Origin of the sequence: Paracoccus gahaiensis, assembly GCF_005048225.1 — a bacterium.
GTDB lineage: Bacteria > Pseudomonadota > Alphaproteobacteria > Rhodobacterales > Rhodobacteraceae > Paracoccus > Paracoccus gahaiensis.
In genome coordinates this window covers 29,949-43,706 of record NZ_SUNI01000001.1, presented here as the reverse complement: position 1 = coordinate 43,706, position 13,758 = coordinate 29,949, and the positions used below count along the sequence as shown (strand labels likewise).

Below are 13,758 nucleotides of genomic sequence, written 5' to 3'. Positions count from 1 at the left end.
GGGACTGTTTTCCACAGGGCGGGCGGGTTGGAAAGTGAGAAACGCCGCTTGCCCAGACCGTGGGTTTCAATAAACCTCGCGCCATTCCGGTGCGAGACGGCACCGACCCACGACTTGGAGGAGTTGGGATGACCAAACTTTTCGCCACCACCGCCCTGCTGACCGCGCTGGCGCTGCCGGCATTCGCCGTGCAACCCGCCGAGGGCGAGACCCTGGCCGAGACCCAGACCTATACCTATTGGCTGCTGGACGCGATCAAGTCGCTGGACCCGGCGCTGAACACGGATGTCGAGGGCTCGGACGTGCAGCGCAACCTCTATGAGGGGCTGATGATCGAGGATGCGCAGGGCGCGATGATCCCCGGCATGGCGCTGAGCCACGAGGTCAGCGAGGACGGGCTGACCTATACGTTCACGCTGCGCGACGCCAACTGGTCGAACGGCGAGCCGGTCACGGCCGACGATTTCGTCTATGCCTGGCAGCGCGTCGTGACGCCCGAGACGGCATCCGAATACGCCTGGTATCTGGAACTGATGAATGTCGCGAACGCCACGGCCATCGTCGCCGGAGAGATGGCGCCCGACCAGCTGGGCGTCGCCGCGCTGGATGACAAGACGCTGCAGGTCACGCTGACCACGCCCACGCCCTATTTCATCAAGACCCTGTCGCACACCACGACCTATCCCGTGCCCCGCGCGGTGGTCGAGGAACATGGCGATGCCTGGACGCAACCCGGCAATCTGGTCGGCAACGGCGCCTTCACCCTCGCCAGCCACAATCTGGGCGTCGAGATCGTGCTGCAGAAGAACCCGGAATACTGGGACGCCGAGAATGTCGTCATGGAAACCGTGCGCGGCGTGACCGTGAACGACAACAACGTGGCCCTGACCCGCTATCAGGCGGGCGAGCTGGACCGCGTGCAGATCCCCGCGGGCCAGTATCCGCGCCTGTCCGAACAGTACCCCGATCAGGCCATCTCGGTGCCGAACGGCTGCTCCTATGCCTATGTCTTCAATGTCGGCGAGAACGGCCCCGAGGTCCTCAAGGACCAGCGCGTGCGCGAGGCGATGGCCCTGTCGCTGAACCGCGAGATCATTGTGGACCAGGTCCTGCAGGGCGGCCAGCGCCCCGCCTATACCTGGACCCATTGGGCCATCGAAGGCTTTGCGGCCCCCGAGGGCGGCATGGAGGACATGCCGATGGAGGACCGTCTGGCCCGCGCCACCGAACTGCTGGCCGAGGCGAGTTACGGCCCCGACAACCCGGTGCGCCTGCAGTTGCAGTACAACACCGACGACAACCACCGCCTTCTGGCCATCGCCGCCCAGCAGTTCTGGCGCCCCCTGGGCATCGAGATCGAGCTGAACAACGTCGAATGGGCCGTCCATACCGACCGCCTGCAATCGGGTGATTTCGAGGTCGCGCGCTATGCCTGGTGCGCCGATTACAACGAGGCGACGACCTTCCTCGACTGGTTCCGCACCGATGGCTACAACAGCGGCAAATGGTCCAACGAGGAATATGATGCGCTTCTGGAAGAGGCGCGGACTGCCGAGGACACCGCGCCGCTGTATCAGCGCGCTGAGGAGATCCTGGCCGAGGAGGTTCCCGCCGCCTTCGTCTATCACTATGCCAAGGTCGACATGATCAACCCGGCCATCAAGGGCCTGCCGACCGAGAACCTGCGCAACACGTGGTATGGCAAGGATCTGTATCGCACCGCCGAGTAAGATGCGATCATGACCGGGGGCCGGGGCGGAACCCTTCCGCTCCGGCCCTGCCGTTTTCACTCCTCCCGCAGGGAAGGCCCCACGCGATGTTCGCATTTGTCCTGCGACGGCTGGCGGTGGCGATACCCACGCTGCTTCTGCTGATCGTCTTCTCCTTCGTCCTGATGCATCTGGCACCGGGCGGCCCCTTCACGGGCGAACGCGCCCTGCCCCCGCAGGTGCTGGCCAATCTGGAGGCCCAGTACGGGCTGAACGACCCCCTGTGGCTGCAGATCTGGAACTATCTGGTCAGCGTGGTCGTGCATTTCGACTTCGGTCCCAGCTTCGTCTATCCCGATCGCACGGTGAACCAGCTGATCGCCAACGGCTTTCCGGTGACGCTGACCTATGGCGGGCTGTCCTTCCTGGCCGCCGTGATCTTCGGCGTCTCCCTGGGCGTGGTGGCCGCGATCTGGCACAATTCCTGGGTCGATTATCTGGCCGTGGGCATCTCGATCGGCGCGCAGGTTCTGCCGAACTTCGTCATGGCGCCGCTTTTGGTCCTGGTCTTCACGCTCTGGTACCGGCTGCTGCCCGGCGGCGGCTGGAGCTTTTCCGATCCCAGCTTCTGGGTCATGCCGGTGATCGCGCTGGCGACCAGCTACATGGCCTCGATCGCACGGATCACCCGGTCCTCGATGCTGGAGGTGCTGGGCTCGAACCACATCCGCACCGCGCGCGCCAAGGGGATGCCGGAACATCGCGTCATCATCCGCCATGCGCTCAAGCCCGCCATGCTGCCGGTGATCAGCTATCTGGGGCCGGTCTTCGTGTCGATGATCACCGGGTCGGTGGTGATCGACATCTATTTCTCGACCGGCGGGATCGGCAAGGCCTTCGTCGACAGCGCGCTGAACCGAGATTACGCGGTGATGATGGGCGTGACGATTCTGGTGGGCGCGCTGACGATCCTCTTCAACCTTCTCGTCGATGTGCTCTATGCATGGATCGACCCCAAGATCAGGTACTAGGTCATGGTCATCGATCAACAGAAGATGCAGTCCCTGTCCGACCGGCTGGTGACGGACGAGGTGCGCGGGCGCAGCCCCTGGGCCGATGCCCGCCGCCGGTTCTGGCGCAACCGGGCCGCGATGCTGGGCCTGACGATCCTGGTGCTGGTGGTGCTGTTCGCGCTGCTGGGCGGTCAGTTCGCGCAATGGTCGGGCGAAGAGCTGGATTTCAGCGTCATGGGCCAGGTGGCCCAGATGGGTCAGCCCTCGATCGCCAACGGGCATTACTTCGGCACCGACAATCTGGGCCGCGACCTCTATGCCCGGGTCGTGCAGGGCACCCAGATCAGCCTGATGGTGGGCATCGTGGGCGCGGGCATCGCGGTCATCGTCGGCACGCTCTATGGCGCGACCGCGGGCTATGTCGGCGGGCGCACGGACCAGATCATGATGCGGGCCGTCGACATCCTGATGTCGATCCCCTACATGTTCGTGCTGATCCTGCTGCTGGTCATGTTCGGGCGGTCCATGTCGATGCTGTTTCTGGGCATCGGGCTGATCAGCTGGCTGGACATGTCCAGAATCGTGCGTGGTCAGACCCTTAGCCTGAAGAACCGGGAATTCATCGAGGCCGCGCGCGCCACCGGCGTGTCGTCGTTCCGCATCATCATCCGCCATATCGTGCCGAACCTGCTGGGCGTGGTCGCGGTCTATGCGACGCTGCTGGTGCCGCTGATGATCCTGACCGAAAGCTTCATCAGCTTCCTGGGCCTGGGCGTGCAGGAACCGCTGACCTCGTGGGGCGCGCTGATCTCCGAAGGCGCGGGCACGATGAACTATGGCACCCTGTGGCAGCTGGCCTTCCCGCTGTTCTTCTTCGTCATCACGCTGTTCGGCTTCTTCTTCGTGGGCGACGGCCTGCGCGACGCCCTCGACCCCAAGGAGAGGTGACATGGCCCTTCTGACCCTCACGGACCTGTCGGTCCGCTTCGCCACCAACGATGCCGAGGTGCGCGCCGTCACCGACGTGAACCTGACCGTGAATGCGGGCGACACGCTTGGCATCGTGGGCGAATCGGGCAGCGGCAAGTCGCAGCTGTCCTTCGCCATCATGGGGCTTCTCGCGCGCAACGGCCGCGCCTCGGGCAGTGTGATGTTCGACGGGCAGCAGATCCTGAACGCCCCGGTGAAGGTGCTGAACCGCATCCGGGCCGAGCAGATCGCGATGATCTTTCAGGACCCGATGACCTCGCTGAACCCCTACATGCGGGTGGCCGACCAGATGGCCGAGGTGCTGACCCTGCACAAGGGCATGGGCAAACGCGAGGCCGTGGCCGAGTCCGTGCGCATGCTGGACGCGGTCAAGATCCCCGATGCCAAAAGCCGCATCCGTCTGTATCCGCACGAGTTCTCGGGCGGCATGCGCCAGCGGGTGATGATCGCCATGGCGCTTCTGTGCCGCCCCAAGCTGCTGATCGCGGACGAGCCCACGACCGCGCTGGACGTGACCGTTCAGGCGCAGATCATGGCGCTCTTGTCCGACCTGCAGCGCGATTTCGGCATGGCGATGATCCTGATCACCCATGATCTGGGCGTCGTCGCCGGATCCTGCGAGCGGGTGGCCGTCATGTATGGCGGCCGCATCCGCGAAACCGGGCCGGTGCGCCCGATCTTTGCCGAAGCCACGCATCCCTATACCCAAGGGTTGCTGGACGCGATCCCCCGAGTCGATCAGGAGGACGAGGAGTTGCGCGCCATTCCCGGCCAGCCCCCGAACATGAGCAACCCGCCTCCCGGCTGCGCCTTCCAGCCGCGCTGCCCCTATGCGCGGGAAGGCTGCGACAGCATCGACCCCCCGCTGGAGATCTTTGCGCCGGACCGCGCGCGGGCCTGCCACGCCCCCGTGGCCGAGGTGCTGGCGCGCCGGACCACCCGTCATCCCGACACGGACCAGCCCGCCGCCCATCCCGCCGCCCATCCCGGCGCCGTCGCGGACAGCGCCATTCCCCGCGGCGCCGTCGCCGGCGCCGGGGCCGCCGGAACCCCCACGGAGGGACAGCCATGACCCCGCTTCTGGACGTGCGCGACCTGCGCGTGACCTTCCCCATCCGCCCCGAAGGCGCGATGCCCTGGGCCAAGCCGCTGCCGCTGCAGGCCGTGGCGGGCGTGGATTTCACGCTGAACCCCGGCGAGACCCTTGGCGTGGTGGGCGAATCGGGCTGCGGGAAATCGACGCTGGCCCGCGCGCTGATCGGGCTGGTGCCCGCCGCAGGCCAGGCGCGCTGGTCGGACGGGCAGGACCTGCTGGCGCTGAGCGCACGGCAGATGATGAAGTACCGCCAGGACATCCAGATGGTGTTCCAGGACCCTCTGGCCAGCCTGAACCCGCGCATGACCGTGGGCCAGATCATTGCCGAACCCCTGACCACGCACCGCCCCGATCTGTCCCGCGCCGAGGTCAAGGAGCGGGCGCGGGCGATGATGGACAAGGTCGGGCTGCTGCCCAACCAGATCAATCGCTATCCGCACGAGTTCTCGGGCGGCCAGTGCCAGCGCATCGGCATCGCCCGCGCGCTGATCGTGGAGCCGAAGCTGATCATCTGCGACGAGCCGGTCAGTGCGCTGGACGTGTCGATCCAGGCGCAGGTCATCAACCTGCTGATCCGGCTGCAGCGCGACCTGGGCCTGTCGCTGGTCTTCATCGCGCATGATCTGTCGGTGGTGAAGCATATCAGCGACCGGATCATGGTCCTCTATCTGGGCAAGGTGATGGAGATCGCCTCCTCGGACGATCTCTATGCCGCGCCCCAGCACCCCTACACGCAGGCGCTGCTGTCGGCGGTGCCGGTGCCCGATCCGACGGTCGAGACGGCCAAGACCATCGTGCCGCTGGCGGGCGATCTGCCCTCGCCGCTGAACCCGCCCTCGGGCTGCGTGTTCCGCACCCGCTGCCCCCGGGCGCAGGCGCGCTGCGCGGCCGAGGTGCCGGTGCTGCAGGGCATGGATCACCAGACCGCCTGCCACTTCCCCGGCCCCCTGACCGAGGCCGAGATCGCCCATGCCCGCCGGCGCGAGGCCGCCTGAGATGCCCCCCGACACCCCCGCCGGTCCGTCCTTCTCGGCCCGGTGGGCGGCGTTGAAGAACATCCCGCCCTTTCTGGCCCTGGTCTGGCGGGCCAGCCCGGCGTTGACGCTGGCCATGGTGATCCTGCGCCTGATGCGGGCGCTGATGCCCGTGGCGATGCTTTGGGTGGGCAAGCTGATCATCGACCAGGTGGTGGCGCTGTCCTCCTCCGGCGGGCCCGAGACCCTGTCCGGCTGGTGGGACAGCGGGCTGGCCGACACGCTCATCTGGCTGGTGGCGATCGAGCTGGCGCTGGCCGTGGCGCAGGACGTGCTGGGCCGGCTGGTCAGCTATACCGATGCGCTGCTGCAGGAAAAGCTGGTCATCGACATCTCGATCCGGCTGATGGACCACGCGGCGGGCCTCGATCTGGCCAGCTTCGAGGATGCGGCCTTTCAGGACCGGCTGGACCGCGCGCGGCGCCAAACGATGGGGCGGATCCCGCTGCTGAACCAGCTGATGCAGCAGTTGCAGGACAGCGTGACGGTGGCCAGCTTCGCGGTGGGCCTGATCCTCTACAACCCCTGGCTGGTGGTGCTGCTGGCGCTGGCGCTGATCCCCTCCCTGTTGGGCGAGATGCATTTCAACGCCCGCACCTATGCGCTGAACCACGCCCGCGCCGCCGACCGGCGCGAACGCGACTATCTGCGCATGATCGCCGCCACCGCCGAGACGGCGAAAGAGGTCAAGATCTTCGGCCTCTCGCCTTGGCTGCGCGACCGCTATCTGGTGCTGGCGCGGCGGTTCTATGTCGAGAACCGGGTCATCCAGCGGCGTCAGCTGTCGGTCATGGCGGTGCTGACCGCGCTTGGCACGCTGGCCTATTACGCGGCCTTCCTGTGGATCATCGCCCGCACCCTGACGGGGCAGCTGTCGCTTGGCGACCTGACCTTTCTGTCGGGCAGCTTCCTGCGCCTGCGGGGTCTGCTGGAGGGGCTGCTGGCGGGGTTTTCCGGCATGGCGGGTCAGGCCATGTATCTGGACGACCTCTTCGAATTCTTCACGGCGGTCCCCGCCATCGCCTCGCCCGCAGACCCGCTGCCGGTGCCGCGCCCGATCGTTCAGGGCTTCCGTTTCGAGAATGTGGGCTTTCGCTATCCGGGCCGCGAGGACTGGGCGATCCGCCATATGACGCTGGACCTGAAGGTGGGCGAGACGGTCGCGCTGGTGGGCGAGAACGGCGCCGGCAAGACCACCATCGTCAAGTTGCTGGCGCGGCTCTATGATCCCGATGAGGGGCGCATCACGCTGGAGGGGCGCGATCTGCGCGACTATGACCTGGACGAGCTGCGTGGCACCATCGGGGTGATCTTCCAGGATTTCGTGCGCTATGCCGTCACCGCGGCCGAGAACATCGCCATCGGCCGGATCGAGGCGCGCGACGACCGCCCCCGCATCATCGCCTCGGCCGAACGCGCGCTGGCCGATCAGGTCATCGCCAAGCTGCCGCAGGGCTATGACCAGATGGTGGGGCGCCGCTTCGCGCGCGGGTTGGACCTGTCGGGCGGCGAATGGCAGAAACTGGCCATCGCGCGGGCCTATATGCGCGACGCGCAGCTGCTGGTGCTGGACGAGCCGACGGCGGCGCTGGATGCGCGGGCGGAATACGAGGTCTTCCAGCGCTTCAAGGACCTGACGGCGGGGCGGACGGCGCTGCTGATCTCGCACCGTTTCTCCTCCGTGCGGATGGCCGACCGGATCATCGTGCTGGAGGCGGGCCGGGTGCAGGACCAGGGCACGCATGCCGAACTGGTCGCCCGCCCCGGCCGCTATCGCGAGCTGTTCGAGCTGCAGGCCCAGGGCTATCGCTAGGTCGGGCTGCCGCTAGATCACGCTGCCCAGCACGATCACCGTGATCAGCGCCACGACCGGGATCGCCACCGCCACCACGAAGATGTCGGCATAGCTTTTCTTGTGCGTCAGCCCGGTGATCGCCAGCAGGGTGATGACCGCACCGTTATGGGGCAGCGCATCGAACCCGCCCGAGGCCAGCGCGGTCACGCGGTGCATCAGCTCCATGCTGATCCCCTGCGCCTGCCCCATCTCGGCGAATTGCGCGCCAAGCGTCTGCAGCGCGATGGACATGCCGCCCGAGGCCGATCCGGTGATCCCCGCCAGCACGTTGACCGCGACCGCCAGCGAGGCGACGGGGTTCGACGGGAACAGTCCCAGTACCGCGTCGCGGATGATCGTGAAGGCGGGCAAGGATGCGATGACCGCGCCGTATCCCACCTCGGAGGCGGTGTTGAAGATCGGCAGCAAGGACCCCATCGTGCCGGCATTGACGCTTTCGCGCAGGTCGGCGAAGCGGCGCCAGTTCAGCCCGATGGCCAGGCAGATCGATACCACCAGCGACACGATGATCGCCCAGATGCCCGCGACGGCGGCCAGGTCCGTCTCTCCGTATTCGGGCAGGGCCAGATAATCCGCGCTCATCGCCGGGAAGACGAACCAGGTCAGCGCGGCGTTCAGCACGATCACCGCCACGACCGGCAGCACCGCCAGCGCGAAGGGCGGCAGGTCGGCCTCGTCGCGCAGATTGGCGTCGGCGGCGGTGGCGGGGTGATCGCCATAGCCCTCGGACCGGCTGGCAGCTGCCGCCGCGCGGCGGTTCAGCCACAGCGTGCCGCCCGCCAGCATGATGATCCCCGCCAGCAGCCCGAACAGGGGTGCTGCAAAGACGTTCGTGCCGAAGAAGGGCATGGGAATGGCGTTCTGGATCGCGGGCGTGCCGGGGAATGCGGTCATGGTGAAGGTGAAGGACCCGAGCGCGATGGCCGCGGGCAGCAGCCGCTTGGGGATGTCGGCGCGACGGAACAGCGCATTGGCGATGGGATAGACCGCAAAGGCCACCACGAACAGCGACACGCCGCCATAGGTCAGCACCCCGCAGGACAAGACCACCGCCAGGACCGCGCGCCCGGGGCCAAGCCGGTCCACGATCCATTCCGCGATGGACCGCGCCGCTCCGCTGTCGGCCATCACCTTGCCGAAGATCGCCCCCAGCAGGAACAGCGGGAAATAGGTGATGACATAGCCGCCAAGCGACCCCATGAAGACCTGCGTATAGGTCGCCAGCAGCGGAATGCCCCCCGACAGCGCCACCGCCATCAGCGACAGCAGCGGCGCCAGGATCAGCACCGTGATCCCGCGATAGGCCAGATACATCAGCAGGATCAGCGACAGGAAAATTCCCAGCAGGCCCATGGCGGCTCCTCTAGCGGCTTTGGGCCAGAGTGGCAGCGCAGAACGCGCACGGCAAGATGCTGCGCTGCGGAAAGTTTGGGGGGGAGGTGGTACCGCCTACCCGTCTCGAACGGGTGACCTCTAGATCCACAATCTAGCGCTCTAACCAACTGAGCTAAGGCGGCACAGGGCGGCTTCATAGACCCGACCCGCCCGGCGTGCAAGCCCCGCTTGCCGCGAAATCGCGTTTGCGCTAGAGAAAGTTTCCCCGATGACAAGGACAGAACCATGGGCATCAACAGCGAAAGCGACATCACCGCCAATATCCAGATCGGCCCGACCGACCTTGGGATGGTGCGCATCTATGTCCAGGGCGAGGGCGTCGATCTGCCGATGGATTTCGACCCCGAGGAGGCGGCCGAGATCGCCGAGGAGCTGATGGCCGCCGCGGAAGCCGCGCGCGCCATGGGCCAAGGCGGCAAGGCGCCCGGCGGCGGGTCTAAGAAACCCCGGCGATAAGCGCCTCGGGATCGGCCAGCATCTGCAGGCGCAGGGCGGCGGCGCGGGCGAAATCGCGCTGCACCTTGACCCGGCGGGCGCCTGCCAGCCGGGTTTCCGGCGCCATGCGGGTGACGGCGGCGCCGAAGGCATCGGCATGGATCAGGCCGGTGTCCTCGGGCAGCAGCTCGACCGGAAAATCGCCGTCCACCGCCCAGAAATAGCGGTCGCACCAGTCCAGATAGCCCTGCCACTTGCGGTCGGCCCGGAAATCGGCCCGGCCGCTCTTGCATTCGACGATCCACAATTCGCCCTTGGGACCGAGGCTGATCAGGTCGACGCGCAGGCCCCGCGCGGGCACGAATTCCGTCAGGACCGCATGATCCATGCTGCGCAGCAGCCGCGCCGTGCCGCGTGCCAGGCGCTGGCCGGGCATGGGCGGCAGGGAAAGGAGGGGGGCTTCGGCGCTCATGGGCGCAATTTAGAACGAAGCGGAAACGCCCGCAACCCGTCTTGCAGCCGCCCGGACCCGGCGCTAGCGTCCCGCCCGAACCCCATAACGGAGACTGACATGACCGAGATCACCCGCATCGGCACCGGCACCCGCATGAGCCAGGCGGTCATCGCCAACGGCTTCGTCTTCCTCGCGGGCCAGGTGGGCGAGCCCGGCACCCCGGTCGCCGACCAGACCCGCGCCGTGCTGGCCCAGATCGACGACCTCTTGGCACAGGCGGGCACCGACAAGACGAAGATCGTCTCGGCCCAGATCTGGATGGCCGACATGGCCGAGTTCGCCGAGATGAACGCGGTCTGGGATGCCTGGGTGCCCCAAGGCGCCGCCCCTGCCCGCGCGACCGGCGAATCGGCGCTGGCGACCCCCGACTACAAGGTCGAGATCATCGTCACTGCGGTCCTCTGACCGCAACCCCTAACGCGGTCGCCTGACCGCGGCGATCACCGAGGCGGCGGCGCGCAGGCCCGGCGCCTCGCCCCCTTTGCCCAAGCGCTCCATCGTCAGATCCATCGCCTCCAGCTGGGCGGCGCGGGTCCGGGGTTCCTCCAGCGTGTCCTGCAGGGCCTGTGCCAGCGGCCCGGGCTGGCAGGCGCGGCCCAGGTATTCCGGCACGGCGCGGGTGTCACTGACCAGATTGACCAGCGTGACCGTGTCGGTGCGCAGGAGCACCCCCACGATCAGCCGCGACAAGGGCGCCATGTCATAGCCGATGACCATCGGGATGCGGTTGGCCGCCAGTTCCAGGCTGACCGTGCCCGAGGCCGCCAGCGCCAGATCGGCGGCGGCGAAGGCCGCGCGCTTTTCCTCGGCCTCCTCGATGACGATGGGAGCGGTGGGCCAGCGCCGCGTCATGTCGCGCACCAGCCCCGCCACGCCGGGCACGGTCGGCAGGACCACGCGGATCTCGGGCACCCGGTCGCGCAGCCGCATCAGCGCCTCGTCGAAGCGGGGGCCAAGGCGCGCGACCTCGCCCCGCCGCGATCCGGGCAGGCACAGGACGACCGGCGCGTCGGGCGCGATGCCATGGGCATTGCGGAACAGCTGCGCCTCGTCAGGGCCGGCCACGTCCGAGGTGGCGACCGGATGGCCCACGAAATCGCAGGTCATGCCGGCAGCCTCCATCAGCGGCGGCTCGAAGGGCAGGATGGCCAGCACATGATCGATCACCCGCGCCATCTTGCGCGCCCGGCCCGGGCGCCAGGCCCAGACCGAGGGCGCGACGTAATGCACGGTGCGCAGATCGGGCCGCGCGGCGCGGGCCAGATGGGCCACGCGCAGGCCGAAATCAGGGCTGTCGATGGTGATCAGCACATCGGGCGCGGCCGCCGTCACGGCCTCGGCGGTCTGCGCGATGCGGCGCTTGAGATGGCGGTATTTCGGCAGCACCTCCCAGATGCCCATCACCGACAGCTCGTCCATGGGAAAGAGGCTCTGCAGGCCCAGGTCGGTCATGGCCGGGCCGCCGATGCCGTCAAACTGCGCGTCGGGGTCCGGCGCGCGCAGCCCCGCCATCAGGGCCGCGCCCAGCTGGTCGCCCGAGGCCTCTCCCGCGATCAGGAAATAACGCATGCCGGTCCGCCTTGTTGCTGCGCTGTCATGGGTATTTCGACAAAGGAGAGGTGACCAGAGCTTTCAGCCCGGATCGCCCGCGAAGGGGCCCGCTGCCCAGAGGAACAGCCCGGCTGCCTCTGCACGGCGCAGCGCCTCGGCGCGGTCCAGCAGGATCACGCCGCCCGCCTGCCACGCGATCCCGGCCAATCCTGCGGCGGCGGCCTGATCGACGCTGTCGGGGCCAAGGGTCGGCAGGTCGATGCGGCGGTCCTGCCCGGGCTTCGGCGCCTTGTAGAGGATGCCGCGCGCGCCTGCCGGATTGGGACGCAGATCGGTGTGGCGGGCCGCGAAGTCCAGCATGGCGGCGGTGCCCGGCAGGGTCTCCAGCGCCAGGCACAGGCCTTGGGCGACCACCGCCCCTTGGCCCAGATCCAGGGGGCCGGTCTGTGCCAGGATTTCGGCGGCGCGCTGCACGTCGCGGCGGTCCGCGTCCGAGGGCGCGCCGGTCAGCACCCCCTCATCGGGGATCAGGTCAGGGGTGATTTCCGAGACAGAACAGATGGCCAGGTCGTTTTCCTCGAAGATGTCGAGGACCGTGCGCAGGGCTGCGTCATCGCCCGACTGCAGCGCCGACAGGATGCGCGGCACCAGCTGCGCGGTGCGCGGATCGAAGAGTTCGGGGTCAAGCCGGGGGCGACGGATGGCGCCTGCGAAGATGACGCGGGTGACGCCCTGCGCGTGCAGCTCGTCCATGAAGGGGATCAGGCGTTCCAGCCGGAAGGGCGTGGCGGGCAGGCCTTCGGGCGCGAACCCCTGCAGGGTATAGACCAGCGGATCGTCTAGGCAGGCGGCGACCGCCGGGGCCAGGGCGCCCTGACCCGCGATGAGGGCGATGCGGCTCATGCGGGCCGGGGCGCCAGGAAGCTGCGATCCGAGGGGCCGAGGATGAAATCGAGCACGTCGCGCTCCATGCCTGTCACCTGCGACTCGGCGCGGGTGCGGGCGGCGTCGCGGAAAGATCCGGCGCCCAGATCGGCCAGCAGCGCGCGCAGCGCCGCGATGTCGGACCGGCTGGCCCCGCGACGGCGCAGGCCCACGATGTTCAGCCCGTCCAGATGCCCGCGCGGACCCTGCACCAGCCCATAGGGGATCACGTCGGCGGTCACCATCGTCACCGCCCCGATCATCGCGCCGCGTCCGATGCGTACCCATTGATGCACGCCCGACAGCCCGCCGACGATGACGTCATCCTCCAGATGGCAATGCCCGGCGATGGCGACGCTGTTGGCCAGGATCACCCGGTCGCCGATGCGGCAGTCATGGCCCACATGGCTGGAGGCCATGAACAGCCCATCATCGCCCACCACCGTCTCGCCGCCGCCGCCCGCCGTGCCGGGGTTCATCGTCACGTATTCGCGGATGCGGTTGCGGGCGCCGATGCGCAGGCGCACATCCTCGCCCTTGAACTTCAGGTCCTGCGGCACCTCGCCGATCGAGGCGAAGGGGAAGATCACCGTGCCCTCGCCCACCTCGGTGTCGCCGGTGACGACCACATGGGATTTCAGCACCACCCCGTCCGCCAGCCGGACGCGGGGTCCGACGACCGAGAACGGCCCGATCTCGACATCGGCGCCGATCTCGGCGCCGGGTTCGATCACGGCCGAGGGGTGGATGGCGGCTTCAGCCATCCTTCTTGGCCATCATGGCCGTGTATTCGGCCGAGGCACAAAGCTGGCCGTCGACCAGGGCACGGCCCTCGAACTTCCAGATCTTGCCGCCGCCGCGGATGGCGCGGCAATGCAGTTCCAGCACGTCGCCCGGCACGACCATGCGGCGGAACTTGCAGTTGTCGATGCCCATGAAATAGGTCTGCATGTCCTCGTCGATCACGTTCATGCTGATGCCCACGACGACGGCGGCGGTCTGGGCCATCGCCTCGATGATGGTGACGCCGGGCATGATCGGGTGGTTGGGGAAATGGCCCTGGAAATGCGGCTCGTTGGCGGTCACGTTCTTGATGCCCACGGCGCTTTCGAAGGGGACGATGTCGCGCACCTTGTCGATGAACAGGAACGGATAGCGATGCGGGATGATCCGCTTGATCAGCGCCAGATCGGCCTCGGTATAAGGGGCGGGGTTGCGCTCGGCTTCGGCCATGGGTCGTTC

At 67.7% G+C, this 13,758-nt stretch carries 14 protein-coding genes and 1 tRNA gene; 8 read left to right on the top strand and 7 right to left on the bottom strand.

Going from position 1 to position 13,758, the window contains the following annotated elements:
* Positions 1 to 128 precede the first annotated feature (128 nt).
* The 6 genes from FA743_RS00205 (at position 129) to FA743_RS00180 (ending at position 7,655) form a co-directional block, all read left to right on the top strand.
* Positions 129 to 1,730, top strand: a complete 1,602-nt coding sequence (locus FA743_RS00205; RefSeq protein ID WP_136883881.1) for a peptide ABC transporter substrate-binding protein — start codon at positions 129 to 131, stop codon at positions 1,728 to 1,730.
* A gap of 86 nt (positions 1,731 to 1,816) precedes the next feature.
* Positions 1,817 to 2,740: an oligopeptide ABC transporter permease OppB gene (gene oppB / locus FA743_RS00200; protein WP_136883880.1), complete on the top strand. Its 924-nt coding sequence runs from the start codon at positions 1,817 to 1,819 to the stop codon at positions 2,738 to 2,740.
* 3 nt (positions 2,741 to 2,743) lie between these two features.
* Entirely contained in the window at positions 2,744 to 3,670 is a 927-nt protein-coding gene (locus FA743_RS00195) for an ABC transporter permease subunit (protein WP_136883879.1), read from the top strand.
* 1 nt (position 3,671) lies between these two features.
* A complete protein-coding gene (locus FA743_RS00190; protein ID WP_136883878.1) occupies positions 3,672 to 4,784 on the top strand; it encodes an oligopeptide/dipeptide ABC transporter ATP-binding protein in 1,113 nt (370 codons plus the stop codon).
* Positions 4,781 to 5,803 (top strand): oligopeptide/dipeptide ABC transporter ATP-binding protein, encoded by a 1,023-nt coding sequence (locus FA743_RS00185; protein WP_136883877.1) that lies wholly within the window; start codon positions 4,781 to 4,783, stop codon positions 5,801 to 5,803. Before FA743_RS00190 ends, FA743_RS00185 begins: the two co-directional genes overlap by 4 nt.
* A 1-nt stretch (position 5,804) precedes the next feature.
* Positions 5,805 to 7,655, top strand: coding sequence for an ABC transporter ATP-binding protein (locus FA743_RS00180; RefSeq protein ID WP_136883876.1), 1,851 nt, complete (start codon positions 5,805 to 5,807; stop codon positions 7,653 to 7,655).
* A gap of 12 nt (positions 7,656 to 7,667) precedes the next feature.
* Here FA743_RS00180 and FA743_RS00175 read toward each other — a convergent pair whose 3' ends face one another.
* Together FA743_RS00175 and FA743_RS00170 are read right to left on the bottom strand one after the other, a co-directional pair.
* A complete protein-coding gene (locus tag FA743_RS00175) occupies positions 7,668 to 9,050 on the bottom strand; it encodes a GntP family permease (protein ID WP_136883875.1) in 1,383 nt (460 codons plus the stop codon).
* An 87-nt stretch (positions 9,051 to 9,137) separates the two neighbouring features.
* Positions 9,138 to 9,214, bottom strand: a tRNA-His gene (locus FA743_RS00170).
* 103 nt (positions 9,215 to 9,317) lie between these two features.
* On the opposite strand from FA743_RS00170, the gene FA743_RS00165 reads away from it, so the two are divergent.
* Positions 9,318 to 9,548 carry a DUF6324 family protein gene (locus FA743_RS00165; RefSeq protein WP_136883874.1) on the top strand — a complete coding sequence of 77 codons (231 nt, stop codon included), beginning with the start codon at positions 9,318 to 9,320 and terminating at the stop codon, positions 9,546 to 9,548.
* On the opposite strand, the gene FA743_RS00160 is transcribed toward FA743_RS00165, so the two are convergent.
* Positions 9,529 to 9,999 (bottom strand): MmcB family DNA repair protein, encoded by a 471-nt coding sequence (locus tag FA743_RS00160; RefSeq protein ID WP_136883873.1) that lies wholly within the window; start codon positions 9,997 to 9,999, stop codon positions 9,529 to 9,531. The genes FA743_RS00165 and FA743_RS00160 overlap by 20 nt on opposite strands.
* A 99-nt stretch (positions 10,000 to 10,098) precedes the next feature.
* Here FA743_RS00160 and FA743_RS00155 point away from each other — a divergent pair, with 99 nt between their 5' ends.
* On the top strand, positions 10,099 to 10,446 hold the full coding sequence (locus FA743_RS00155; protein ID WP_136883872.1) for a RidA family protein: 348 nt from the start codon (positions 10,099 to 10,101) through the stop codon (positions 10,444 to 10,446).
* 9 nt (positions 10,447 to 10,455) lie between these two features.
* On the opposite strand, the gene lpxB is transcribed toward FA743_RS00155, so the two are convergent.
* The 4 genes from lpxB to fabZ all read right to left on the bottom strand — a co-directional run bounded on the left by lpxB (position 10,456) and on the right by fabZ (position 13,749).
* A complete protein-coding gene (gene lpxB / locus FA743_RS00150; protein ID WP_136883871.1) occupies positions 10,456 to 11,610 on the bottom strand; it encodes a lipid-A-disaccharide synthase in 1,155 nt (384 codons plus the stop codon).
* Between the two features lie 63 nt (positions 11,611 to 11,673).
* Positions 11,674 to 12,495 (bottom strand): LpxI family protein, encoded by an 822-nt coding sequence (locus tag FA743_RS00145; RefSeq protein ID WP_136883870.1) that lies wholly within the window; start codon positions 12,493 to 12,495, stop codon positions 11,674 to 11,676.
* Positions 12,492 to 13,280: an acyl-ACP--UDP-N-acetylglucosamine O-acyltransferase gene (gene lpxA, locus FA743_RS00140; protein WP_136883869.1), complete on the bottom strand. Its 789-nt coding sequence runs from the start codon at positions 13,278 to 13,280 to the stop codon at positions 12,492 to 12,494. The genes FA743_RS00145 and lpxA overlap by 4 nt, the downstream gene beginning before the upstream one ends.
* On the bottom strand, positions 13,273 to 13,749 hold the full coding sequence (fabZ, locus tag FA743_RS00135) for a 3-hydroxyacyl-ACP dehydratase FabZ (protein WP_136883868.1): 477 nt from the start codon (positions 13,747 to 13,749) through the stop codon (positions 13,273 to 13,275). Before fabZ ends, lpxA begins: the two co-directional genes overlap by 8 nt.
* Positions 13,750 to 13,758 lie beyond the last annotated feature (9 nt).